This window comes from Paenibacillus apiarius, assembly GCF_017052585.1.
Classification (GTDB): Bacteria; Bacillota; Bacilli; order Paenibacillales; family Paenibacillaceae; genus Paenibacillus_B; species Paenibacillus_B apiarius.
This window is the reverse complement of sequence record NZ_JAFFHZ010000001.1, coordinates 5,210,347-5,235,361: the sequence shown is the minus strand read 5'-3', so window position 1 is coordinate 5,235,361 and position 25,015 is coordinate 5,210,347. Positions and strand designations below refer to the sequence as shown.

The 25,015-nt window shown below is 44.5% G+C and carries 15 protein-coding genes and 1 riboswitch; of the genes, 5 read left to right on the top strand and 10 right to left on the bottom strand.

All coding sequences use genetic code 11. The features are described 5' to 3' along the window. Positions 1-6 precede the first annotated feature (6 nt). The 4 genes from JSQ80_RS23145 to JSQ80_RS23130 form a co-directional block, all read right to left on the bottom strand. Positions 7-5,364 carry a polymorphic toxin-type HINT domain-containing protein gene (locus tag JSQ80_RS23145; RefSeq protein WP_240463779.1) on the bottom strand — a complete coding sequence of 1,786 codons (5,358 nt, stop codon included), beginning with the start codon at positions 5,362-5,364 and terminating at the stop codon, positions 7-9. Between the two features lie 164 nt (positions 5,365-5,528). Continuing rightward, positions 5,529-7,250 carry a hypothetical protein gene (locus tag JSQ80_RS23140; RefSeq protein WP_206096854.1) on the bottom strand — a complete coding sequence of 574 codons (1,722 nt, stop codon included), beginning with the start codon at positions 7,248-7,250 and terminating at the stop codon, positions 5,529-5,531. Between the two features lie 101 nt (positions 7,251-7,351). After that, positions 7,352-7,600 (bottom strand): hypothetical protein, encoded by a 249-nt coding sequence (locus JSQ80_RS23135; RefSeq protein WP_206096853.1) that lies wholly within the window; start codon positions 7,598-7,600, stop codon positions 7,352-7,354. A 1,852-nt stretch (positions 7,601-9,452) separates the two neighbouring features. Continuing rightward, positions 9,453-10,754, bottom strand: coding sequence for a helix-turn-helix domain-containing protein (locus JSQ80_RS23130; RefSeq protein WP_240463778.1), 1,302 nt, complete (start codon positions 10,752-10,754; stop codon positions 9,453-9,455). A gap of 311 nt (positions 10,755-11,065) precedes the next feature. On the opposite strand from JSQ80_RS23130, the gene JSQ80_RS30210 reads away from it, so the two are divergent. The 4 genes from JSQ80_RS30210 (at position 11,066) to JSQ80_RS23120 (ending at position 16,932) form a co-directional block, all read left to right on the top strand. Beyond that, a complete protein-coding gene (locus JSQ80_RS30210; RefSeq protein ID WP_472850239.1) occupies positions 11,066-11,179 on the top strand; it encodes a YhjD family protein in 114 nt (37 codons plus the stop codon). A 23-nt stretch (positions 11,180-11,202) separates the two neighbouring features. After that, positions 11,203-11,286, top strand: coding sequence for a hypothetical protein (locus tag JSQ80_RS30205; RefSeq protein ID WP_472850241.1), 84 nt, complete (start codon positions 11,203-11,205; stop codon positions 11,284-11,286). A gap of 198 nt (positions 11,287-11,484) precedes the next feature. Continuing rightward, positions 11,485-11,871 carry a fibronectin type III domain-containing protein gene (locus JSQ80_RS23125; protein WP_206096852.1) on the top strand — a complete coding sequence of 129 codons (387 nt, stop codon included), beginning with the start codon at positions 11,485-11,487 and terminating at the stop codon, positions 11,869-11,871. A gap of 996 nt (positions 11,872-12,867) precedes the next feature. Beyond that, a riboswitch (cyclic di-GMP riboswitch) is annotated at positions 12,868-12,951 on the top strand. A gap of 108 nt (positions 12,952-13,059) precedes the next feature. Then, on the top strand, positions 13,060-16,932 hold the full coding sequence (locus JSQ80_RS23120; protein WP_240463777.1) for a glycosyl hydrolase family 18 protein: 3,873 nt from the start codon (positions 13,060-13,062) through the stop codon (positions 16,930-16,932). Positions 16,933-17,138: 206 nt separating this feature from the next. Here the strand turns inward: JSQ80_RS23120 and JSQ80_RS23115 are convergent, their stop codons facing one another. The 4 genes from JSQ80_RS23115 to JSQ80_RS23100 all read right to left on the bottom strand — a co-directional run bounded on the left by JSQ80_RS23115 (position 17,139) and on the right by JSQ80_RS23100 (position 22,488). After that, positions 17,139-19,796: a cation-translocating P-type ATPase gene (locus JSQ80_RS23115; RefSeq protein WP_206096851.1), complete on the bottom strand. Its 2,658-nt coding sequence runs from the start codon at positions 19,794-19,796 to the stop codon at positions 17,139-17,141. Positions 19,797-19,823: 27 nt separating this feature from the next. Continuing rightward, the gene (locus JSQ80_RS23110; protein WP_336245806.1) at positions 19,824-20,399 is read right to left on the bottom strand and encodes a TetR/AcrR family transcriptional regulator; all 576 of its coding nucleotides are present in this window, start codon (positions 20,397-20,399) and stop codon (positions 19,824-19,826) included. Between the two features lie 99 nt (positions 20,400-20,498). Then, positions 20,499-21,584, bottom strand: a complete 1,086-nt coding sequence (locus JSQ80_RS23105; protein WP_206096850.1) for a Ger(x)C family spore germination protein — start codon at positions 21,582-21,584, stop codon at positions 20,499-20,501. After that, positions 21,577-22,488, bottom strand: a complete 912-nt coding sequence (locus JSQ80_RS23100) for a hypothetical protein (RefSeq protein ID WP_240463776.1) — start codon at positions 22,486-22,488, stop codon at positions 21,577-21,579. The genes JSQ80_RS23105 and JSQ80_RS23100 overlap by 8 nt, the downstream gene beginning before the upstream one ends. Between JSQ80_RS23100 and JSQ80_RS23095 the strand changes: the two genes are divergently transcribed. Then, entirely contained in the window at positions 22,474-22,611 is a 138-nt protein-coding gene (locus tag JSQ80_RS23095) for a hypothetical protein (RefSeq protein ID WP_206097766.1), read from the top strand. The two genes, JSQ80_RS23100 and JSQ80_RS23095, sit on opposite strands and share 15 nt — an antisense overlap. A 50-nt stretch (positions 22,612-22,661) precedes the next feature. Here the strand turns inward: JSQ80_RS23095 and JSQ80_RS23090 are convergent, their stop codons facing one another. Both JSQ80_RS23090 and JSQ80_RS23085 read right to left on the bottom strand, forming a co-directional pair. Continuing rightward, the gene (locus tag JSQ80_RS23090) at positions 22,662-24,002 is read right to left on the bottom strand and encodes a spore germination protein (protein ID WP_240463775.1); all 1,341 of its coding nucleotides are present in this window, start codon (positions 24,000-24,002) and stop codon (positions 22,662-22,664) included. A gap of 592 nt (positions 24,003-24,594) precedes the next feature. After that, positions 24,595-24,999, bottom strand: a complete 405-nt coding sequence (locus JSQ80_RS23085) for a hypothetical protein (RefSeq protein ID WP_206096848.1) — start codon at positions 24,997-24,999, stop codon at positions 24,595-24,597. Positions 25,000-25,015 lie beyond the last annotated feature (16 nt).

Genomic DNA, 25,015 nt, shown 5'->3' with positions numbered 1-25,015 from the left:
CCCCCCTTAATACTTAAAATAAATGTGCTCATTCATGAGTTCGGTTGTTCCGGGCTTATACTTTTGAAAATGATCAGGGAAATAGTTACCAGTTTGAGCGTTTTTAGTATTATTCCCAACGTATTGGGGCTGGCCATAATGAATCTCGCCGATTGCCTTTCCATTTTTGTTATAAACAATACTCTTCTTCATATCAAAAGTATCTTTCGGGCTTCCAATGGTATAACCATTTTTCTTTGTAAAGTCATCCACAGAACCATGATGTAATGTCCATCCTTTTTTCCCAGAAACACTCAAACAGGCATTATGAGTCCAAATCCCAAGGTTCGAGACAAAATACGTATGGAAGTCCTTCACCTTGAAATTATAAACTGTAGCATGTTCCTTCTTAACCTCAATCTTCGCAATGGCTAATTCCTTGCCATCCGAGGTTGTCAGAACATCGCCCACCGCTAGGTACTGTGCTTCCACCCAACCTTTACCGACAAGCCAGAATGGATGCTCATCGGTTGTCGTTATGTCCTCGCTGCCAACAGTAATATTATACGTTTCTTCAACGTCCCGTTGGAAGAGCCATTCCACTTCCTTGTAAGCCATCTCGCCTGTCTCATCGTCTTTGGCAAGAACCATATCTCCGACCTCAATGTCTTCGATAGGTTTATCCCCTTCGTCTGTTTGAACCTTGGTTCCAGCAGTAAAACAGTTACATCCGCGGGCCTGTCCCTTCGCTCCCCCGCGTTCAACACGCAAAGCTGCAGCCCCCATGGCCAAGGATTCAGCAAAGGATATTTCCTGATGCCATTTATTATATGCCTCTATTAACTGTCCTCTTGCCCAGTCTGCATTTCCTGCACTGTTCGAATAGCTGCTTGTTTGTGTAAGCAATCCAAACAAGTAATTAAACGTATTATTGTCACTTTCATTGTACACCGCCTCAAACTGGGCGCCTATTAATGAATGGGCTTTCAAGTACCGTTCATCATTCGTCGAGTTTATTTTCATTGCCGCTTCTATTATGAGCTTCATTTCTGAAGGTATATATCGGTTCCCGCTAGGGTCAATAAACTTCAACGGATTGTTGGCCACGTACGTATACAAATTCAAGCTCAGTGGATTCCCTAGATCCCCTTCATACGTATCCTCATTAATAAATCGCCCGATACTTGGATCATACCATCTTGCGCGCAAATATTGCAGATTCGTATCTGCGTCCCAGTACTCTCCCGAGTAGCGGAAGATATTCGGAACTTGCTCCTCCTGGGTTAATGGATTACCCCAGATGTCGTACGTGTAGCGGTTCAGTACGTTTCCTTGGGCATCCCGAATCTCCGTAATGTCGCCGTGTCCGTTGGATACGTAGTATTGCAAGGCGTTCTGCCCCGGAACCTGACGGGCCAACAGCTTGCCGTTCAGATCATGGATATGCGCTGCCGTAATGGTGACGCTGCCGATCGCTTCTACCTTGCCTTCGGCTACAATCTTCGCTCGGTCGTCATAGTAATAACGGGTTGTTGTGCCACCCTCGGTTCGTTCAACCATAAGGTTATCCCCATTATAGCGGTAGCTAACCACCTTGCCATCCTCTGTCGTTACTTGAGTCAAACGATTGCGGCTATCGTATGTGTAGGTTGCTCCCTTGATGTCCAGCGCATGATCGCTGTACAGGGTGCTGCGGTTGTCCCGCAAATCGTAGGTATAGGCTTCATTGAACTGACTTGAAGTCTTAATCCGGTTCAATGGATCGTAGCTGAATTGGAAGGCTGCTCCGTTGTCAGTTTTCGCTACGATATTACGGTTATTGTCATACTGGTACGTATATTGTGCGGAAGGTGCATTGTTCTGAGTCTGTTGGATGCCGGACAAGTTGAAGCCGTCGTACGTATAGGCTTCATTCCAGCCTTGCGCAGATTTCAACTCGGCCAAGCGTTTGTATGATCCGTCATATTTATACTCGAATTGCGATAACTGCGTACCGCTGCCATCCAAGACGCTCAGACTCGTTGGATTTGGCAGAACTGCATGATATCCCGTCTGCTGAACGATCCGATTGCCGCCAACCGCTACTGCTTGTTCCGTGCGCAGCCCGCGAATCTCATAATCGTAACCAATACGCGTTTGATCCGGATAGGTGATGGATGCTAGTTCTCCTGATGGATAGTACGCATAATTTGTCGTTCCCGTCTGATCGGTCATGGCCGTACGGTTTCCTGCTGCGTCATAGCTGTAGGAAATCGTCTCGTCCGGTGCGATGCTGGTTATAAGGAAATTCCAGTTGTTATATACGTACTGTTGAACCTGACCTTTCCGATCGATACTCTTAATCAAGTTACCGTTGCCGTCATAATAGAAACGTTTGCTCTGCTTCTTCGGATCGGTTTGCTCCAGCAGACGGCCGATATCGTCATACCGCTTCTGCACCGTATTTCCGTCCGCATATTTGACTTCGATCACATTTCCAGCCATATTATACCGGTAGCGCGTCGTTTTCCCTTCGGCATCCGTTACGGCGATCACGTGTCCCAATACATCGTGCTCATATTTCGTTGCGTTGTTGTTCCCGTCATACGCAACCTTGACGTTACCTGCATAGTCGTATTCGTAACGGGCCAATACCACCGCCTGACCAGACGGCTTGATTTCCTCTTTCTTTATAACCCGATTCATGATGTCGTATGTTTCACGACTCGCGTTGTTAGCCCCATCGATAGTTGTCTTCGTATTGGCTGCATCGTCATAAACGATGCGGTTCATACCATGAAGGAAGTTTTCCTTGATAACTCGATCCCAGGCATCGTACTCATATTGAAATCCGGATCCGTTAAAGTTCCCTTTGCGAATGATCCGACCGTTCTCATCATACGCATGTTCGGCAATACCACGCCCGTTGGTTTCGGCGATCAGATTGCCGAGCGGATCGAAATGCTTCTCGATTCGCAGCCCATTCGGATCGGTGATGAACATCTTATTTGCTTGATCATCATAAACGATTGTTGTCTTCGTTCCATCCGGATTGATTTCGGCCGTAATTCGCCCCAGCTTGTCATACGTATAGGAAGTGCTGTTTCCATTGCCGTCTGTAAATTTCGTCGGAAGCCCTGTCTCGGGAATATAGTCCATACTGCTTTCGACCACTTCATTGCTGCCGTCAACGTTCTTAACGCCTACGATTTGCCCGCTTAAAAAGAATCGCTTGAAATCAGGGCTGAATTGCTGATAAACAACGGTCTCGGAAGTATCTCCCTTGATTCGAATCTTGAGCGGATTGCCGGCATAGTCATACTCATAATTTAGCTGCTGAACAATCTCTCCCTTGTTATTCTTGGAGATCGCCTGCATTAATCCTCCGCGATCCTCATCATATTCATACTCGGAGCGCAGGTTCTTGTCCCGATCTATCGGCAGGACACTGTTCATCAAGCCGAACTTCCTCAGCGACACGATGGCGTACTCGTAACGGCTTGTTGCCCCGAGCGGATTCGTCTCGGATTCAATAAAGCCCCAGTCATTGCGATCATACGTCCGTGTTGTAACACGGGTAGCAGATGAAGCCCCTCCTTGATAATTCGTCTCCTCGATGCGGATCGGGTTCGGATTTCTCCGAGCTGTATCGTACCTGTACGTAAACACCTGACTATTGTTTGTTTGCTGGTCTGCAATAGCCTTCCTCGTGTTATATACGACCGAAGGAGAGAGGTAATCCGTATACTGTTTGTCATACGTATAGATTACGGTCTTAAATTTGTCGTACACCTCTACAGAAAACGTGAAGTTTTGATCGAAATACTGCCCTACATCCCCATTGTTATATCTCAATATCAGCTCATTCTTCTTCGTATTTTGCTGTGAGCTATAGTAGTTACGACGTGCTTTGTACCTTATAACCTGCTCTTCTGCATACTCCCCGATCTTCCGGTAAATGACACTATCGAATCCATATTCCGTAATGGCCTTGGTTGGGTGTTCAATTACCCCCAGCGCGATGGTCTCGTTCTTTCCCCAGAAAATGTTGCGATCATTGCCAGTCAGATATTTGTAGGAATCAACCAGATTAAAATTCAGCCAGTTCCACACGCCGTAATCATATTTGGTCGAACGCCCAAGCGGATCGATGACTTCCGTTAAAATATCTTGCTCCCGGGAGAGCACATCATTCTTTATTTTACTGACTCTCTTTTTCTTATAGGTGACCTTCCGATCCCCGATTTCAATGGAAATTGTATGGTCTCTATGATAGGAAATATACATTGCGTTCGTGTACCGGTGATCCCTGGCCGAGCTTTGGATCCGATATAGAACTTCTCCAACATCCGGTTCGTACTTATACGAAAATTGAATCCAATTGCCGTATTTATCTTCAATTAATATCAGTTTGCCGGCATGGTTAAAATACTGCGTGATTCCCGTCTTCAGATTATGGAGTTCATAGGAGGCTCTATCTCCTGTCTGCAGGTACTTGTCCGTATCACTAAAGTCCAAATCGCGGAATGGATATCCGAGCAGCCGGTCATTTTCGGATAAGCTGTAGGCGCCAAGGCCCGAAATGTAGATATAGCGGTTGTTGTTGACCTTCTTAATATACGAAATATCCCAGATCCACCCTTTGCCGAGATGGAATATTTGTTCCTCTTGTGTTTCCTGCGTACTGTTCTTCCCATTCCATCTGTCCACATAAATATCGTCCTTCGCCAAAGAGCTGTCATAAATTCTCCGCAGCGCAAAGTCCAAGCCGTTCGGGCCCGGCATGACCAGATCCGTTTCTTCCACGCGCAGCGATCCATCTACGGTTGAAATATGATCGTTCACAGACCCAACGGAGTAAGGAGCTTGATCCATCCGAATCGGCTTATTGCGCAGGGCGATTTCATCATAAGGCTCGCTGCCGGAGAACATCCGCAATCCGTACACCAGATCCGTTACGGACCGTTCCTTCTTGCCGTATACTTGCTCCGTTACACTAGCTTGATATACAGCCTCCGATACACTCTTCACTTGTTCCTGATGAGCTATAAGGGGATCTGGTGAAGGCTTCGGATAGGTATGGTTCATGAACTCTTCGTAGTCTTTGCCCTGCCGCTGAGCTTGCAGGCCTTGATAGATTTGATGGAGTTCATAGCCTTTGAGCAGCTCCTCCTGCACCCAATCCCTTGTCACGCCGAATGTCTCGGTAAGGGACGTGACGGTAATCAGCTCGTCTGGGTCAAAATCTGCAAAGGTTGCTTGCGGAGCATACACACTGGAAGTTACTGTCGGATACTTCTCTATGTCTGAATTTTCAAGTGCAAAAGCTTCTTGTGCAGACGCGAGAGGCACGCTTGTAATCAATAATACACATACGAGAATTAGTGATAACCATCTTCTCAACATGATCTCCCCTATCAATTATCTTTCCTTACTCTTATTATTTTGCATTTGGCATAAAGACCGTCGTTTTCGTCAAGAGACCGCTTACCATTCAGATAATTGAGCAGCTAAAATGTTAAAAGCAGAGGCCTGCGGAGTACTCGTTTTAAAAGTTTATGTCACTCGTTTCATTCCATCCCTTCCGGCAGGAACATTTCTACCGGCCCTGAAGGGTTGTAGAAAGGATTAAAGCGTAAATCATGAACCACTACACTTGCTTCCCACGGCTCGTCAGGATTTATCGGGACTAGGCGTGCGGAGATCCATGCCTCGGCTATGCCCGGCGGTATTTCTCCCTCTGTACTAACAACCTGCCCATGGTTTTCTGGAGTTAACATGTAAGTTTCGGTGTGTGTGGGTACGCGCATATTAATTTTTTTTCGAAATAGTTCAACTTTAACTTCCAATTTAGCATTTTTACTGCTTTGGATAGAGATTTCGCCTCTTAATGAGAATTTGCTTGAAAAAGTATCATCAAATCCTGTGATTTTTTGCAAAATTCCTGCCGAACTATCTTTCCCCCATTGTCCCAGCGGTACAGTAATTTTTTGCCCTCTAACTCTATCGCCCTCCCCATAAATCCCCACTTCCTTAATATTACGCCTAATTATTTTTTCCCAGCCTTGTGCTATATCGCTATTCTTATCAAATATGGTAAAGAACGAGTTCCATAATGCCTGTGGCTCAATACTATACTCAAACGTGACACCATCAATATGAACATTTCCGAAACCACGATCACTATCAAAGCGTGCCCCCACAAAAATGGTTGCATAAACAGTACCCTTTGGAATGCTTCCTCTTATTGAATCGGTCATATTAGTAAGACTATCGGATGAAGTATAATTGGTTCCCATTAAAGTACCATGCTGATTAAAAAACAAAATGCGTAAATGCGATTTCGCGTCTCCTACTCGGTGGGATATCCCTCTTATCTGATATTTTCTTGTATCATCCAGCAGTATATTTTGGCTTATATATATTTCTTTGCTTCCGCTGTCATGATGGCGGCCTACAACCTGGCTTCTTTTACCGCCTTTATCCCCTTTGATAGAGAACCTAGAAGAATAGGAGTTGTCGGCGTCATCCCAGTAATCTGAGATTGTACCTCCTATCGTTGAGATTCCCTCCCCTTGGAAATCAGAGTTCATGAGTAGATTAAAGAAAGGATCGTAATCATAAGCAACATCAACACCCCTAATTGTTATCGCGCCGGCGGCATTGCTTCCCGTTGCGTGAATCACTAATTGAATGACTGCTTTTTTTGCATTATAGGGAGCATTACCCAATCTCTTACTTATTGTATAAAAAAAATTGCTCGTTAACGTGCTTTTTTTGGCAACTCTTTCGATAACCTTGCCATTGTCATCCACAAAATCGAGCGCCATTATTGCCTCCGCATTCTGCAGATGTTCAATCTTCAAAGAACTTTTCATACCTCGTAGGTATTTATTTGAATCTGGAGAAATAGAAATCGTTTGCTGAATGCCAATCGAACTTCCAATAGGCATATTAGAAGCTTGAATTTGCTGATGATTTCTCGATCCAATCTTTTGAATGCCATAACTGGATACCGCTTCACTATCCGTCACATAGGACCAGCCAATCGCCTTGCCGGCATTGTTTACGTTTTTAAAATCACCGTTTGTCATCTTTTCGTATACCTTCTTGCTCACACTTCTACTTGTCATATTGCCATTCTTATCTGCCTGATACGTGATATCCGTATCATCATTCGTGATATTCTTTACGTTTCCATTCTCATCATAACTGTACTCCGAGTCATAAGCGTTGACGCTAGATACCAAAAAAACTGCTAGAATAAAAATAAAAGCAATCTTTTTTTTCATTTTCCAACCCCACCTTTCTGGATAAAATACAGCCCCACTTCGTTAAACTATAGCTCCATCGCCTTCCTCCTTTATTTTAGAAACCAACCATAATAATACCTTTATTTTCCTCTAATATCCATAGTTGTTTTTATTTCACCTTCCTTGAGTGCGGCCGTGCTCGGATCCGTCACGACTCTAGCTCTCCCTTCGACGATACCAGGAGATACTGGCGTTCCAATTAAGGCTCCTTCCGGTGTATCGCCTCCGTCCAGCCTGCCCTCGATGTTCTCCCCTTCGCTCGTCACCACTCGCGGTGGCTGCAGCCGTTGATAATACGCGGAGCTTTCCTTGCGGACAGCGATTAGCAACTGAACATCCTAATCGAAAGTGGAGGACCATCCCCAAATTATCTGTCTCTCTTGTAGCTCTAAGATTGGAGCTGGATCAATGAACCTGAGAAACCGATTTGGGATATATTTTTAATTAAAGGGATGATTTCCAATAAAGATATAGATTAATTTATTGTACTGCGTGGTTCTTTCTAAGGTACATCAAAAGAGTCTTTAAAGGGGGCGGGAGAATACTTTTAGGGTGTGGCTTAGCATGGATAGGATGTTGTTTATGACCTTGTGAAAATAAGATGGATAAGAAAATAAGTGTCAAGCTAACGGATATAAAAGGGAAGCATATTTTACAATCATTGATCCTTCCCAACCCATATACGGCATTAACTAAAGATAGTCGATATACAGCGTCAACGGTGGCTAGTATTAGTAGTGGAGCTTCCTTTGCCTTACTGGGAGTGACAACAAATTCATGACAACAAGCCTATGGGAATTTTTGCCACATCGTGTTATAACAAGGGGAAAATGTGAAGGAGAGAGAGGTAGTGAATTTGAGTGTGATATCTTTCTGGGAATAGCAACAGTTGCAGTTCTGGTGTCGTATTATACAACTTTGTTTGTAGATGCGGACAACAGCATTCAATCCTTACTGTTAACGGTGATGTTAATCGGGCTTATTTTGCAGCAAATAAGACTAAAGAAAAAGCTTAATAAGGTAATTTGTTATCAAAGCAGCCAATACTAAGTGTATACAGGCTGCTTTTTTTGCAGCTATGTTCAACGTCTAAATTGATTTTAGGAAATAGTATAGGAAATTCATATATATCAATTCTCTGACTTATATATGAATTGATCGACCCGACAGTTTTATAAGGAATCATTCATTAAATCTTCCCATAATAATGGTGTTATAGTATTTACCGTACAGGTATCTCTGATTAGAACTAATTAGTAGAATAAGGGTGGCTTTGTGTCACTACGAGTCAACCGCTCATAATGTGGCTGGCGAAGACGTAGCGAGAAGATGCTGAACAACGCCGATACCTATCCATAGCAATACAAAAGCAATGACAATCCCAATTATTAATTTCCGTTTACTCTTTTTTGTACCATCCTCATTCCTCTTACCCATTTACAATCTCCTCCTTTAGGTTGGACTAAGTAAAAAACGGGCAACTTATAAAGGTTACCCGTTTCATACTTATGCCAAAGATTAAAAAGTCATGTAACAATAAAGTTCTTTTGTATCAATAGTACCAATTCCATCAATGATAAGAACAAGACTTAAATCCCCGACGATGTTCGCGTTCCCGCCCGTTTTTTGACTGTTCACATTCACAGTGTTTTTTCGTGTTTAGTTGTATACGTGTCATAGTTGCTTGCCATACTGACATTTTGCGAAGAGATGTTCTGTACTGACGAAGTTAAATCATTATAATAATTTAGCAGTGCTGCGTAACACTTTCGTCTGTAAAGCTCTTTTTTCTTTTGCTGTTTTTATTAATTGGTATCGGATACTTTCGATTCTTTCAATTAAATAATCATGTTTTTCGTAGCAAAAATAAAATGGTTCTATTGTTGGAACACCCTTTCGTATTTTATAACAGCTTAAATGGTGGGCACCCACTCTTTACAATTATTATACTATGAGTCGTACAAATCCCAATAAATAGTATTTCAGGAAACGAAGGGAACAAAAAAAGAGTACCATATAGGTACTCTTACCACGGATGATGGCCATTATTATTTCCCATTGCCGCCACAATCGTAGTTACCCCGATGATTACAGAGCAAAGGAGACTGCTGTATAGCTTTGCCATTAAACGCTTCACATGAATCTCTCCAGTTTATCATCTTTAGCTGCGCTGCGTTCATACTACTTATTCAGTTTATCTAATGTGGATACGCTCATCACAGTGTTTTGTTGCAGATGGCTGCGCACGATTTGGTTAATGCATTCTTTTTCCTGATCCGTATCATTAATTCTTGAGAACTGTAACGCGCTTTCCAAGAAATCGGATATACCGTTATGAAGGTCGCCAACTGCAACGAAATATTCAGCTCGATGAAAATAATATTCGGCTAGCTGCGAGATGATGTTGGGGTTGTTCGTGCTGATAGATTGCGGACATATTGGGTATGCAAGCAATTGTTCTGCTTCATTTAACCGGTTTTCCTGCAAATATAATTGCATTAACTGATTGATTGCAAGAAGAGCATCATCTTGGTTGCACGTTTCCAGAAATGATGTAAGCTGTTCAACAGCTACATCGGAGTTTCCTTTTTTCGCGTTGAGCGCTGCTTCCATAAGCACTGCATAGGTCTTGATGTGAGGGTAATCATATTGTGTATAGAGGCGTGAGTAATATTCAGACTTTTCGTAGTCCTCGCTGTAAAAATAAGAATCACTCAATATGCCGAGCGCATTTATATGGTACCAATTGTCTGCATCTGCTTTCTGAAGTACATGGAGGCAGAGTTCAATGCTTTGCTGGTAAAGAAATAAATTGAATGCGTGAATAGCCAATTTGTAATATAATGCGATTCTGTCTTCGCATGTTAAAAAATTGGAGTACTGAACGATATGCTTGCCGCTGTCGTAAACGGCCCTAAGCTTGGTAAAGTCGTCTCGTTCGATGAGGTAAACTTGGTATAACCCCTTTGCCAGAAATGGCATGATTCCGTGGTCACGAGAATAGTCAACGATTAGTTCGTACAAGGCTAGTCTAATTTCCTTATTTTCAACACTGTCCACGAAGGCATATAACCCTTCAGTCAAGGACTGGCTATCATCACTAGGTGACTCCAAAAATTTTGTCCCTACTTTTCGTACCAGATCAGTAGTACCCGACTGCTGAATCACATCCTGTAATACAAATAGGAGGGTGTCTGCCCTTTTGTCAACATTCATGTGTAGTTCGACCAAGGTATCTAACGGTATTTTTAATGTGTCTGCAAGTGGACGGATTGTCATATATTCCGGCCTTTTAACGTCACCGTTTTCGATTTTTGATATCGTACCCTTATGTACCCCCGTCAACTCTGATAGTTGTGATAATGTGAAGTCCGCTTCACGCCTGTAGTGCTGTATTAATTCCCCAATGGACGATATTTCAATACAACGCTTGTTACAGTCAAACTTAGATAAAACCTCAAATTTTTTGTCTCCCTCTAACAATTTCAATACATCTCAAATTATAACATGCTTTCCCTTCTATCACTTCTATCCCCTATATTCTCAAAGTCCTTGTATATCAAGGGCTTTTTATTTTTGTCTTGCCTTTTGATTCCCTATTTTCTATACCATGACTTAGAGTCGGTCCCCATTCACTTTTCCCCATTTCACAGTGAATTTACTCTTAAATGGGGGACCGAACTGGGGACCAGGTTGCCTGAGATTAAGTATTTATGGCATGAAGCACAATATTGATAAATTCCAACAACGTGAATATAACAAGAACAAATGTTCTTATTTACGAGGTGGTTAACATGTCCCCTGTAGGTGCGACTGTAGAGGAGCTCGAGCTAATAAAGTCTTACCTGCTCCTCCCGATGATACTCACGGTGTTTGAAAGGGATTCAAAAATAATAATGGACTCCTGAAGACTCCGGGGCCGTATACAGATATGATTACACGTGCAATGGACTGTGCGACAAAGGTGCTCTCTGAGGTTCGACGGGAGTTTCGGCAACGCCGGATTAAAGTATAAACAGCACCTTTCTTGATATTTTTTTCTAATTTTGTTTTACAATTATGGGATATAAATAGTTATATATATAATAATATCCAAAATGCATTGACATAATATAATATTATAGGTAATATTAGGGTAATTCATCATACAGACACATAGCAATCTAACTAAAAAATGGTGAATTAAACTTATCATTTTTTGGGAGGTAATACTATGTTAAAAGAGCTTTCTATCTCAATCCTTGCAGCAACTACGTTGTTCTCTGCTAGTTCTGGTGCAGTTCTTGCGGAGCCGCTTCAAGCCTCTGCTGTTGAGGCAAAAGCAGTGAGTCAAGCCGCAGTAAGCACTGTAACCGCCCATGTTAAGTGGAACAGAGTAACCGGTGCTGCTTATTATCGGGTTGCCATCAGAGATTTAAATTCCAACGAACGAATTGATGTCACGCACCTTTATGATACTAATTATTCAGCAAGTGGCCTGACAAGTGGTAATGATTTCAGATTTTGGGTTGGTGCATTTAATAATGATGGTGTATTGATAAAACAAAAAGAAACAATTAAAAGAGTGAATGGAGGTGAGAGTATATCTCTTCAGTTGTAATCAACTCTAAAGTTCAACTTTGAATCGATTGAAATCTTATCTGTAAAATAATAGGGATTAAACCTTGATTGGCCTCAAGCCTCTCAAGGTTTCTTTCTATAAAGGTGATATTCATACACGCACTCATTTGATGCCAATAATTCCTCCTTTTCAAGGTAAGAGCCGCGGGAATAATCCCACGGCTCTTATCGTTCAACAGGAAGCAGACTCAGCCCAAGCCCTTATTTCCCCAGCTTTTTCAGCAGACGATCCAGAATAACCGCCACCTCTGCTCAATGACCTACGTAATCCGGCTGCTTCGGTTTTTCCATTGTTGCCAACTCCTTCTCTATCATTTTCAACATCTCTATTAAACCCATCGCATTGGCTCTATCATCATTCAGTCTCAAGGTTGATAAATTCTGCTGCTTCATTGCGCGAAAGATGCGAAATTCTCAGGGCTGATGATAAGCCATCAATTGCCTGATCAACTCCCCTCCCCAAGAACCCGTCTCTCCTGTCTTAAAATGGTTTTGTTCATCATGGTGTTCTTCCTGAATGATTAGCGAAGCAAAGCCCGCTTCGAAAGCATGCACTTTGCATACAACGAAAAAGCACCAGTTAATTCACACCATTTTATGGTTTATATTGTAATTCCATCCCCTTCCTATGACCTATTGCCCAAACATTTCTGCATACCTGAAATATGTAAAAATGCATAACAAGGAATGCAAGGAGAATGGCACGGTTACTGGGCTGAGGCCTATTATCAAACAAGTTGGTCTAAAAATGAACTCCTCTATCACAGCCGTTTTATCATGTCTGGCATTTCAAATGAATAATAAAATCGAACTATGTACATATGTTCACAATTAAGTCTTAAGTCCCATTAAATAAGCGAAAATTTACTGTATATTAAACGATACAAACAGGCATCGTTCTGCATACAAAGTGAATAGTCAAAACATTGTGTTCACCTGTGCGGAGCAAAAGTGAAAGCGCATGCATTTTTACACAGGTATTACTAGGCAAAGCTAGGGAATCTAGTGACGCAAAGCTAAAGGGGCTAAAGAAGAAATTCTATGCCAGCCAGTTGCCGATTAATAGAATCCAATCCCTATTAGTCGTATGCGTTATTTATGAATTGCTCATGGTAAAAAACACCCTAGCTGCCTATTAATATAATACATTGATAGGAAGTGAACACGGATGAAGACAAGGAGAAAGCAGAGTGGCCGAAGGTTATTCGCAATGACGGTGATGACCATCATGATGTTCGTATCTTCATTGGCGCCGGCCTATGCAGGAACGGCTGTTCCCGCAGCAAAGGAACCTGTGGTTAAGAACTCGACACAGGAAATCCGGAATGTCATGTACTATGGCGATTGGTCGATTTGGGGAGGACAAGGGAACTTTTATCCCAAGGATATTCCCGCGGATCAATTAACCCACTTGAACTATGCGTTCCTCGATTTTGATGCCCAAGGCAACCTCGTCTTTACGGACAAGGATGCGGCTGTAGGCGCGCCTGTCGGCCAGGATGGCGTACAATGGGATGCAGCCAATGCCGGCGCACTTATCGCCCTGCAGCAATTGCGCGCAGACAATCCGAATCTGAAAATCGGCATCTCTCTTGGCGGATGGTCCAAATCAGGTGACTTCTCCGTTGTAACGGCAGATGCTTCGAAGCGGGCGAATCTGGTTCAGAATGTCATGAAGTTCATCAAATACACGAACATGGACTTCGTTGATGTGGACTGGGAGTTCCCGGCTGAAGTTCGCCAGCCAGATCTGGTGGATAATAAAAACGATGAAGGCACGAAATACGCCACGCCGGAGGATAAAAATAATTATATTTTGCTCCTGCAAGACTTGAAAAACGCATTGAATAAACAAGGAGCCGAGCTTGGTAAAGCGTATGAACTGTCTGTTGCCCTGCCCGCTCCCAAAAAGAAGATTGATATCGGCATTGATGTGCCTAAGTTATTTAACATAGTAGATTTTGCCAATATCATGACTTATGACATGCGCGGCGCATGGGATGAGGTAAGCGGCCATCACACCGGCTTGTATCCGAATCCAAATGACCCGCTCACCGGCAACAATCTATCCATTGACGAGAGCGTGAACTATTTGATTCAGCAAGGTGCCGAGCCGAGCAAGATTGTCATCGGAGCGGCTTACTATACTCGCGGCTGGGATAAAGTGTCGCAAGGATCCGATCCGAATTATCCGGGACTATTCGGTGAAGCCGCACTATCTGCCAAGGATGCGGATTACACTCCATCCCGCGGCGCGGTTGGCGAATCCCCTCTCGTCCTTGGGGACGGCGGCCGCCGAACAGGGACTTGGTCTTATCGCAATCTCGACAAGTTGAAGGCCACATACCCGAATCTCAAAGAATACTGGGATGATTTTGCAAAAGCTCCCTATCTGTATGATGACACAACTGGCGTATTCTACACGTATGACAATGAAAAATCGATTCAAGAGAAAACGAAATATGTGCTTGAGCGCGGCCTAGGCGGCGTCATTGCTTGGATGGCTTCCAATGATGCCCCTACTACGGACCCTGCCAAGCGTGACAAATTAACAAAGGCGACGAAAGAAGGCCTCTTTGGAAGCCAGCCGTTGAAAACACATGAGATCCAATATGCCAAGCTGGACGTGACGGCTGCTATGAAACCGTATACAGAGCCTTGGGGCAACAATAAAGGGTATGAAATTACCCTCGTCAATAACGAGTCTTTGACCGAATCGAATCAAGTATTGAGAGCCGTGGAAAGAGGCGCAAAAACGGTTAAGCTGCCGAAGCTTTACATCCAAGCCGATGGACCGTTGGCTTCCGGCGATTATTTGGCTGGAACCGTAACCAATGAGAATGGTTATACAGTCGTCGATTTGAAATCGGTCTATGACGCAAAAACGATTGAACCTGGCGCTTCCTACACGTTCAAACTTAAGGGAGATGCCGAGATTGCAAGCATGGAGCTTGTTCAGCGAGTGTCGAATAACAGCCCGGAAATGAACAGACAACTCATTCTGGGTGATGAAGCTCCAAGCAAGAATCAACCGCCTGTATTGCATGGCGTAGCAGACCTGACGATTCAAGTCGGCGATGTCTTCGATAAGCTGGCCGGCGTAACCGCTACGGACGCAGAAGACGGAGATCTAACGTCGCGCATTGCAGTGACGGGAGAAGTAAACACCAATCTGGCTGACAAGTATCAGCTGACGTATTCCGTAACGGATTCACAAGGATTAACGGCAGAAAAAGCACGCACGATTACGGTTGTCGAAGCGGCGGTATCTCCAGCGTATAACTTTGGCGTGGGTGAAGGAATCGAGTGGCCGAAGCAAGTCAATTCTCCGTTCATGGATATGGTTGCATGGGTTACTAAGCCAGGCTATTCCAACAACGGTGCGCCTAACCTCGTCAGAATTTCAGAGGATACAGGCGTGAAATTCTTCAATCTCGGCTTTATTCAATCCATCTCGAAGCAAATCGTTGACGGTAAAGTGCAATGGGGCTGGGGAGGATATTCTGTCCTGAATGAAAAGAATGCAGACAACGCCCAATATCAAGGAATTAAGCAGTCTATCCGGGAACTGCGCGAGATGGGCGGCGATGTCACGATCTCGCTAGGCGGCTTGAACGGCGTTACGTTCTGGGAAGTGACTCAAGACACAGATACGCTCTTCAATACGTATATGGAGCTTGTTCAAGGCTATGGACTGACCAGATTAGACCTAGATATTGAGGGCGGCGCTCAGAACAAAGCCCTGAATATCGCCAATGCGAAGGCGATTAAGAAGCTGCAAGATGCAACGGGAGTCGATATCGTATTAACCCTCCCTGTACTGCCAAGCGGTCTGACTTCTGTTCAATTGGATGTGTTGGAAGCTTACTTGTCTGCCGGCGTGGATGTCAAAGTCGTGAACATCATGACGATGTGTTATGGAAACGGAACACTCCTGCCTGGTGAAAACTATGGATCCGCTTCTGTGAGAGCCGTCGATTCGACGAAGAATCAAGTGAAGCAATACTTCAAGCAATTTGCAAACATGGATCTAACCGAGCAAGAGGCTTATGGAATCATCGGAACAACGCCATCTATTGGCTTTGAGGGCGAGGCTCATCCGATCTTTACGACAGAGTGGTCGCAATGGGTTGTGGATCATGCGATCGACAAAGGGTTGGCCATGACCTCCTTCTGGTCCATGAACCGGGATGCGATGCTGGAAAATAATATTGGCGTAACGGCGCAATATCAATTTACCGATATTTTCAAAACATTCGGAAATGGAAGCACCCCGCCGGTAGCTTCAAAACCCGTGATTCATGGCGCAACGGATAAAACGATTTTCGTTGGCGAGCAATTCGATCCGAGTGAAGGAGTTACCGCTACGGACAAAACGGACGGCGACCTGACCGAACGCATCGTGATCGAAGGAACGGTTGATTCCTCTGCTCCAGGAGCATATAAGCTGGTGTACACCGTAGAAAACAGCCAAGGGCAGCAAGCGGTTGCTGAACGTACTATCACCGTTGCAGAAAAGATGAATCACAAGCCTGTGATCCATGGCGCAACGGATAAAACGATTCTCGTTGGCGAGCAATTCGATCCGAGAGAAGGGGTTACCGCTACGGATGAAGAGGATGGCGACCTGACCGATCGCATCGTGATCGAAGGAACGGTTGATTCTGCTCCAGGAACATATGAGTTGGTATACACCGTAGAAGACAGCCAAGGCCTGCAAGCCTCTGCGGAGCGCCAGATTACCGTTATCGATGGACTTGCGGATACGTATGATCCGAAGAAGATCTACTACGAAGGTGATTCTGTCATCTACAAAGGAGAGAAATACACGGCGAAATGGTGGGTACAAGGCCAAGCGCCAGATACCTCGCAAGCATGGCAAAAAGAAGTGATTCCAAATGCAGACGGCAGTGTGGATTACGTGCCGGGCAATGTATATGTAGAAGGCGACTTGGTCCGCTATGAAGGCAAGCTCTATCAAGCCAAGTGGTGGACGCAGAGCATTCCGGGAAGCGACGACTCCTGGAAGCTTGCAGAATAATAGCAAGGCGAAGCTGTATCTACCGGGGCTGACCCAGCATGGGTCAGTCCTTTTTGCCCCTTAAAAAAGCACACAACAAAACCGTCTCCCGAATGTTGGATTCAAGAGACGGCTGCTAAGATGATTAATATGATTATTCACATGAAATAACTGAGATTATGATCACAACAACTGTGCCCATCCGATGGTTTTACGGTTGAAACGAGTTAGATTGGTTGTGATTGCGCTCTTAGCTGCGCACGCTTTCTTAGCTTCATAAGCTCGACAGCGACAAGCGGGACAATGGACAGAAGCGTAATCAATGCCCAGTGCGCCAAGCTAAGCGGCACGAGCTGGAAGATGTCCATCAGCGCCGGGATAGCCGCCACGCCAAATACGATAGCCAGTGACAACATCGCACACCAGAACAACGGACGATTGGACATGAACCCGATCGTGAAGATCGACAAGGTGTTGCTTCGCACATTGAAGATATGAACGACAGAGGACCAGCCCAAGATGACAAATGCCATCGTCTGCCCTACTTCGTAGGACGGCCCAACTTGATCAGAGATTTGCACAAAGTTCCCTACATAGAAGCCAATTAACGTCAGGACCGTGTAAAGCGTTGCTTGAAGGGCAATCTTCTTGCCTAAACCATTCGAGAATATGCCTGCATTCTTCGCTATCGGCTTCTGGCGCATTGTATCAGGCTCCATCTTCTCGCGGCTCAAGCAGAAGCCTGGGATACCATCGGCTACGACGTTGATCAAGAGCAATTGAATCGCGATAACCGGTGCTCCCCAACCTAGCATAATAGCAATTATCATGATCATGATCTCAGAGAAGTTACAGCTTAGCAAAAAGTAGATCGTCTTGCGAATATTTTCGTAAACACGTCTTCCTTCACCAACGGCATCGACAATCGTTGCGAAGTTATCATCGGTCAATATCATGTCCGAGGCGCTCTTCGCCACATCTGTACCGGTGATTCCCATTGCCGTCCCGACATCTGCAGCCTTCAAGGCAGGAGCGTCATTGACCCCGTCGCCTGTCATCGCAACTACAGCTTCATTAGCCTGCCAAGCTTTTACGATACGAATCTTATCTTCTGGAGATACACGGCCGTATACGGCAATATCTTTAACCTTGCGCGTGAGCTCCTCATCCGACATGCGCTCAAGCTCTGCGCCGGATATCGCGAGGTCTCCCTCTTCCAGAATGCCAATCTCACGGGCAATGGCCGAGGCCGTTGCCATATGGTCTCCAGTTATCATGACCGTCTTAATTCCTGCATCCTTCGCGGCTTGTACCGCGGCTTTACTCTCCGGACGCGGCGGATCAATCATCCCCACGAGACCGGCAAAGCGAAGACCCTGCTCCAATTCTTCTGCGTCCAGCTTCACAGGCAGCTCATCATAGTGCTTGTATCCCAGCGCAAGAACGCGGAGGGCTTGCTCTGCGAATCGATCGTGAACTTGATTCGCCTGTGCTTGATACTGATTCGTGCATGCTGCATTCGGATCCAACGGAATACGGTCGAATGCCCCCTTGGTGATGGAGATGTAGCCATCTGCTGTACGGTGTACCGTCGTCATCAGCTTCCGTGAAGAATCAAATGGAAGCTCATGCACACGCGGATACTTCGCTTCAAGCTCTGACTTTGTCATCCCTTTATTCTGCATCAAACGAATAAGCGCGGACTCGGTTGGATCACCGATAATCGTTTCTTCGCCATCCTTTACTTCAATGGATGCATTGCTTGCAAGGCTGAATAACGTGAGAAGCTCGTTCTCTGTGTCATTAAATACGGAAGCAGCTTCCTTCGGCTCATGAGATACGGCCCAGATCTGTTTAATCGTCATCTGATTCTGGGTCAATGTTCCCGTCTTATCTGAACAGATAACCGACGCGCTCCCAAGTGCCTCTACTGCTGGAATGCGGCGAATGATTGCATTTTTCTTCACCATATTCTGAATGCCAAAAGCAAGGGTGATCGTTACGATAACAGGCAACGTCTCCGGTACGGCAGCTACCGCCAAGGATACAGCCGTCATCAACATTTCCATCATCGTCTCGCCATGCATGAGACCAATCGCGAAGACAATCACACCGGATACAACAGCAACGACGCTTAGCTTCTTCCCGAGCTCCATGAGACGATTCTGAAGTGGAGTCTTGCTCTTCTTCGTATTGTTCAGAAGGGAAGCGATCTTCCCCATCTCTGTCTCCATCCCGGTTGCTACGACAACCGCTCTGCCGCGTCCATTGGTGGCCAAGCAGCCAGAGAAGAGCATATTCACCCGGTCTCCGAGAGGTGCGGAGTCTTTCACCTCCGCATTTGCATTTTTCTCCGATGGAACGCTCTCACCCGTTAAGGCAGATTCCTCAACAAGCAAGTTGGAACTCTCTATAATACGGGCATCCGCTGGAACCATATCTCCAGCTTCGACCACGATAATATCGCCAGGTACGAGCTCTTTAGCATCGATTGGCTGCAATATTCCATCACGCACAACCTTTGCCACAGGAGTATTCATATTTTTAAGAGCATCTAAAGCCTTTTCCGCGCTAAGCTCCTGACGGATGCCAAGCACCGCATTCAATACAACGATGGCGATGATAACGATAGGCTCTGCATAGTCATGACCCGCCGTCACCGCAAGATAAGTGGAAATGATGGCCGCTGCGATCAGGATTAACGTCGTAACCTCTGATAACTGGTGCAATAGCTTCGCCCATATGCTCTCTTTCTTCTCTTCTTCAAACTTATTATAGCCATTTTTCTGAAGCATCTCCGATGCTTGCTTACTGCTTAGGCCGTTCTCTTTGTTCGTTTGAAGCGTCTTAAAGATGTCTTCCAGTTTCCTCTCCATCCATTTCATTCGATGCACCTCTCTTTTTTCCTTAATCTATCTTCCCCAAATTCGAATCAAAAATTCAACGAGCAATTCCTTTTTCATGTCCAGTCTAACCGGATGCCCAAAACATTCTGCCTTCACTTTTTCAAGAATAATGGTCAGCAGCACACTGTTCGCGATCATGGCGATCCCTTTGATTTCATCCTCGGTGATGGAATCTTCCGCCATGGTTGCAATCTCTTTTTCAAGCTCCTCGGTAATATATTCAAATATCGAGGGATACATAAATTCCAGCTCTTTGCTGCCCATTTCTTTAATGGTGATTAAAAAGAAATCTTTATGACTTTCATAAATATCGTTTATAAATTGAATCTTGGCCAGCAGCAGTTCGCGAATGTTTTCGTGATCGGCGTGAAAAAAGGTATCGATCTTTGTTTTCATCATCATCATTTGTTGTTCCAACGCTTCATGAATCAAATCATCTTTGCCTTTGAAATGCTTAAATATGGTCGCTTCATTAATAGCTGCTTGCTGGGCGATACACTTGGTTGTTGTGCCCTTGAATCCATGCACCGCCATATTTTCCAATGCCGCCGACATCATTTTTTCTCTGATCGTCTGTTTCACGAATATCCTCCTCCTCATTCATCAAGCAAGTACTTACTTGCTTTTTAGTTTACGGTTCAATTACGGATGTGGCTATGATATAGATCACGCCGCTTCCCTTCACTTAATCTCACCCGTTCCTTCCAAAGTAACATTCACCTTTACGTTGAATTCAACGAGAGGATAAAGCTTCCGCCACTCTTCCCAGTCCTTGTCTCCCCCATGCCGTGTCGCGATATATCGAAGCCCGAATCCAAGTGGATCCAGTTGCCTTTTTTTCATGCTGTTCAATAGCTCAAGATAAGATTTTTCAATCGAGCGTTCCGCAGCCTGCTCGATTTCTCCCCAGCTTCGATTGAAAAAAATCTCTTCTGACTCTTCTGCCGTCCCTTTGACGTTGACAACGAAATCTATAGAAGGCCGTCCTTGATTAGAAGTATTGATCTTGTAGCGATAATTATATTTATGCACGGTCAGGGAATAACGTAGATTCTCTTCCGTAACTCTTGCTTCGAATCGAGGATGTTTATACATCAATTGGTTGAGGATTCGGGTTTGTTGCGGTTCAAGTATCAATCTCAGTCTTTTCTTATCGAATAATGCGACCCGATTAATTTCATACGTATTCTCTCTGATTCTAATGATGGGCATGAAAGGATCTTTTCCTTTTTCTAAGAGTCGTTCATAAAAATCATACAGATATTCCGTAATGATAAACGGGGATTCCGTTCCTTCACGGCCAAAGCTCAGAATCAAGGAATTTCCAGCCAACCGTTCCGACTTCTGACTAAGCGCGAGTATTTCTTTGGCAGAAGATTCAGCTACAGCTACATACTCTATCCGTTGAACGCCGCGGCGGCGAATGAACCAATCAATATGTTTCGTGATATCCTCTTGTACAAGCTTTTTACCGAAAATCGTGACTTTCGCATGGCCCAGATCTAATTGCTTGTCCACATCGGATCTCATCAGTTCTAATGCTTCCGAGATACTATCTGCCTCCTTGCTTACTAATTGGTATTTGGATTTCCCAGGTTCTGTCAAGGTCGTGGGGATGATGAGCTTTAACGTCACGTCATATTTTTTCTCCACTCCTTGATCGACTCCGATCGCCACTACAAGAAAACGCTTGTCAATATCCTTGAACCCGCATCCCGGGAGAAAGACTAATGCTGCCACGAACAACATCATGAATCCTTTATTCACATCCAACCCTCCTTCGAACCCCGACCATGATCGCTACCAGAAGAAGCTCTGCGATGAAGCGTATCGAGAACCAACCATGAGTCAGAGTCATTACTTGTTTCTCGCTTGCATAATAACCGGCGACAAACACGGTAATGCCGACGATTCCTATCAAGATACGCTTGACATGTGCCGAGCGATGCGTGATCGCACCGCTCATCCATTCCGTTGCCACATGCCAACTCATTGCGATAAACAGCAATGACAAAATGATATAGCTGAATAAATGCAGGAACACGCCACGCTCAATCAGCCCATGCTTTATCTGTATCGAATCGGCTGTATTCACCCAAATATATACATATTTATCTACAGCTTGAGTGCCGTGGATGCCGATAGGAATGAAGAAGGTAGCGCTGACCACTACAGTGCCGATGAGCGGAATCAACCATAGCCCATGGCTGTTGCCTTTCGGATGATGGGTAACTTGGCAAATCGATAATGAGATATATCCGGTAAATAAAAAACTGCCGACAGCAACTAGATCCCATGATGGAGCGTTTAGCAAGTAATCGCTCATTGTGAGCACTGCATCCCAAGAAAACGTTTCGTTCTGAATTGCTTTTATCCAAATGAACAGGATGAGCGGGGTTGTAAGTAATAACCACAACTCCAGATTGTACAGAATCGCCATTGTAGCTCTCAGAGCAGCCCAACAACCGGCGAATAGGAAGCATAGGAGCAGCACATGAATATCCATAGTAGGATTAATAAATCCCTTGATGACAAAGGAAATAGAAATTAAAACAGATGCACCTGCCGCAAACCAAGTCAAACCAAAAACGCTGAAAATGAAGAGGCGAATAGAACGAGGCACGTATCGTTCCAAAATTTCCGGAAGGGACAACTCTTGAAATGGCTTCAAGCTCCACCTGAACAGGTAGGCTGCTACAACTCCAATCAGAATGGACATGCCTACCGCAGCTATTGCCCCGTTGTATCGGGCTTCAAGCAGCAATCTTGGCACGTAGAGAACGGGGCTTATTAACATACACAGCAAAACGAGATAGAACTGATGCCGGTTCATGACAAATTCCTTTACTTATAGGTAGTGGGAGAATATTCACTTCGATAGAGACGGAAATAAGGTTGCCCGAAGCTCGTGATGCTTGCTAAATAAAGCGTAAAGCAAAACATGCCTACTATGATTCCGGTGATGCCAAAAAGAATCGCGAGTATAATTAAAGGGTATTTGACAATACGCATGGCGAAACTCATGGCATTCACCGGAATTACAAAGTTCACAATGGCTACGGCAGAAGTAATAATAATCATGATGCTGCTTACTAATCCAGCTTCGTGCGCAGCTTGACCAAGAATAAGACCGCCAACGGTCGTGGCGGTTTGGCCAATATTATTGGGAAGCCGGATACTGGCCTCGATTAACGTTTCGATAATAAACAACATGATAAAGACCTCGACAAAAGAAGGATACGGTACGGTAGCCCGACTACCGGCAATAGATACGGCCAACTGCACGCGGAAAATTTCCGGATTATAGGAGACAACGGCAATATAACAAGCAGGTAACATGATCGTGATGACAAGCGCCAGGTACCGAAGGATTACCAAAGCGCGAGTAACCCAGAAGGAATGATAAACATCATCCACTGCAGACATAAAATCGTAGAATACAACGGGTGCAATTATGGCAAAAGGCGTTCCTTGCATGAGTACAATTACCTTGCCTTGAGCAAGATTCAATGCGATCCGATCCGGCCGTTCCGTAATCAGCATCACGGGAAACAATCGATACTTCATTGGAGTGATGAGCGCTTCGAGTTGGCCCACATCTTGAACAATATCAGCATCAACGGCCTCAATCTTATTCTGAATGCTTTGTAATACTTCGGTATTTACGCGTGTGGAGTCATATAGGATGGCTAATTTGGTTTGGGAAATACGCCCTGCCAAGCACTCTTCAACAATGAGATGTGAAGACGGGTAACGGTTGCGAATGAGATTGATATTCGTATGAGTGTCCTCTGACAACCCGCTATCCGGACCTTGAATAGTGGCTTCAACGGTAGCTTCACCCGGTTGATTGACCTTGACATCCGCTGCGAATAGGGCCCACAGTCGGTCATTGAAGAACACAATTGCGTAACCTGTAAGCAGTTTCACAGACATGGAGCTTACTTCTCGAATTTCTTCGCATAATAGCTCAGATTGGAGCACTCCTGAAAAAGCTTCCCCTGACGTACTTTTGGCAAATGGCTCAGAAATCCGCTCTCTGATTAATACCGTATCGCACAAGGATTCGAAGAAATAGATAATGGCTTGCTGTTGTCCATTGTCCAGACGTTGAACTTTAAAATCCTTGGAGCGTGCTGCTTCCTTCACGCTGCGAGTAATTTCGCCGATCGTTATCAAGCTCATACCTCCCCGACTTAAATATTTCCAGCAATTCAGAAATAATTATTCCCTTTACCAGATGCGGGTATTCAATATGATGTAAAAAATTGAAGGGTCATTCATATAAATGACAAGATAGCATTTGAAGACAAGATCCCCTATCTAGGTATAGACCAAGGTGATTCTTATCCATATAGATATTGGTCCATTCAAAAACCGTCATTTTGGTATCCTCATGGCGGCATATATTTAGATAAAAAGCCTCGATATAATAAAATCGTGAATGTACAACCTGATGGATCCTTTGAACATACGATGGACTCCATGCCGATTAATGCCAATATAGACACCATGATCTATCTAACCCCGGCAACTGGAGATAAAAGGTACAAAACGAGATTCCAATTAGAAGCCCACTAAACGGCAACCACCAGGATAAGAGCCTTTTACCTAAGGAATCTTAATATGGATCGTCCCGCATGTACGGCAGTGAGAGAGAAGGGGCTAATGGACAATAAAAAAACGGCTCCTCATCTTCCCCCTGTCAAGTAGATGGAAATATAACTGGAAATAAATGACACAGCCTAGGTCCGGTATCCCGTTGATACGGAAGAACCTATGTAGCATACCCCAATAATGAGATATAACCATCCGCAATGTACCGATACTTTATCGCTCCGTCCCCCCTAACCTTCCATTTTAGTCCATTATAGTAGACTAACAACTCGATATTCTCCTGGATCACCAGCACATATTTGCGTTCAGAAATAACTCGTATGTTAATGCGCTCTCCGTCGATCATCATTGGAAATTCCTCGAAATCGCGCTTGTTAAGTTGCTTAATCGCTTCTGCGAGGACAGGTTGTAAGGCGCATTTTCGCCTGATTGTCATTCTCCAGCCATAAGGAGTTCGAAAAAAAACTGCAATTTTTTTATTTTGGTATTTTACAATCCATTCGCCATTGCCGGACTGCGTCATCTCTAATTTGTATGTATCTCCATTCAGCTCGACATGAATCAATGTCTTCCATCCTCCA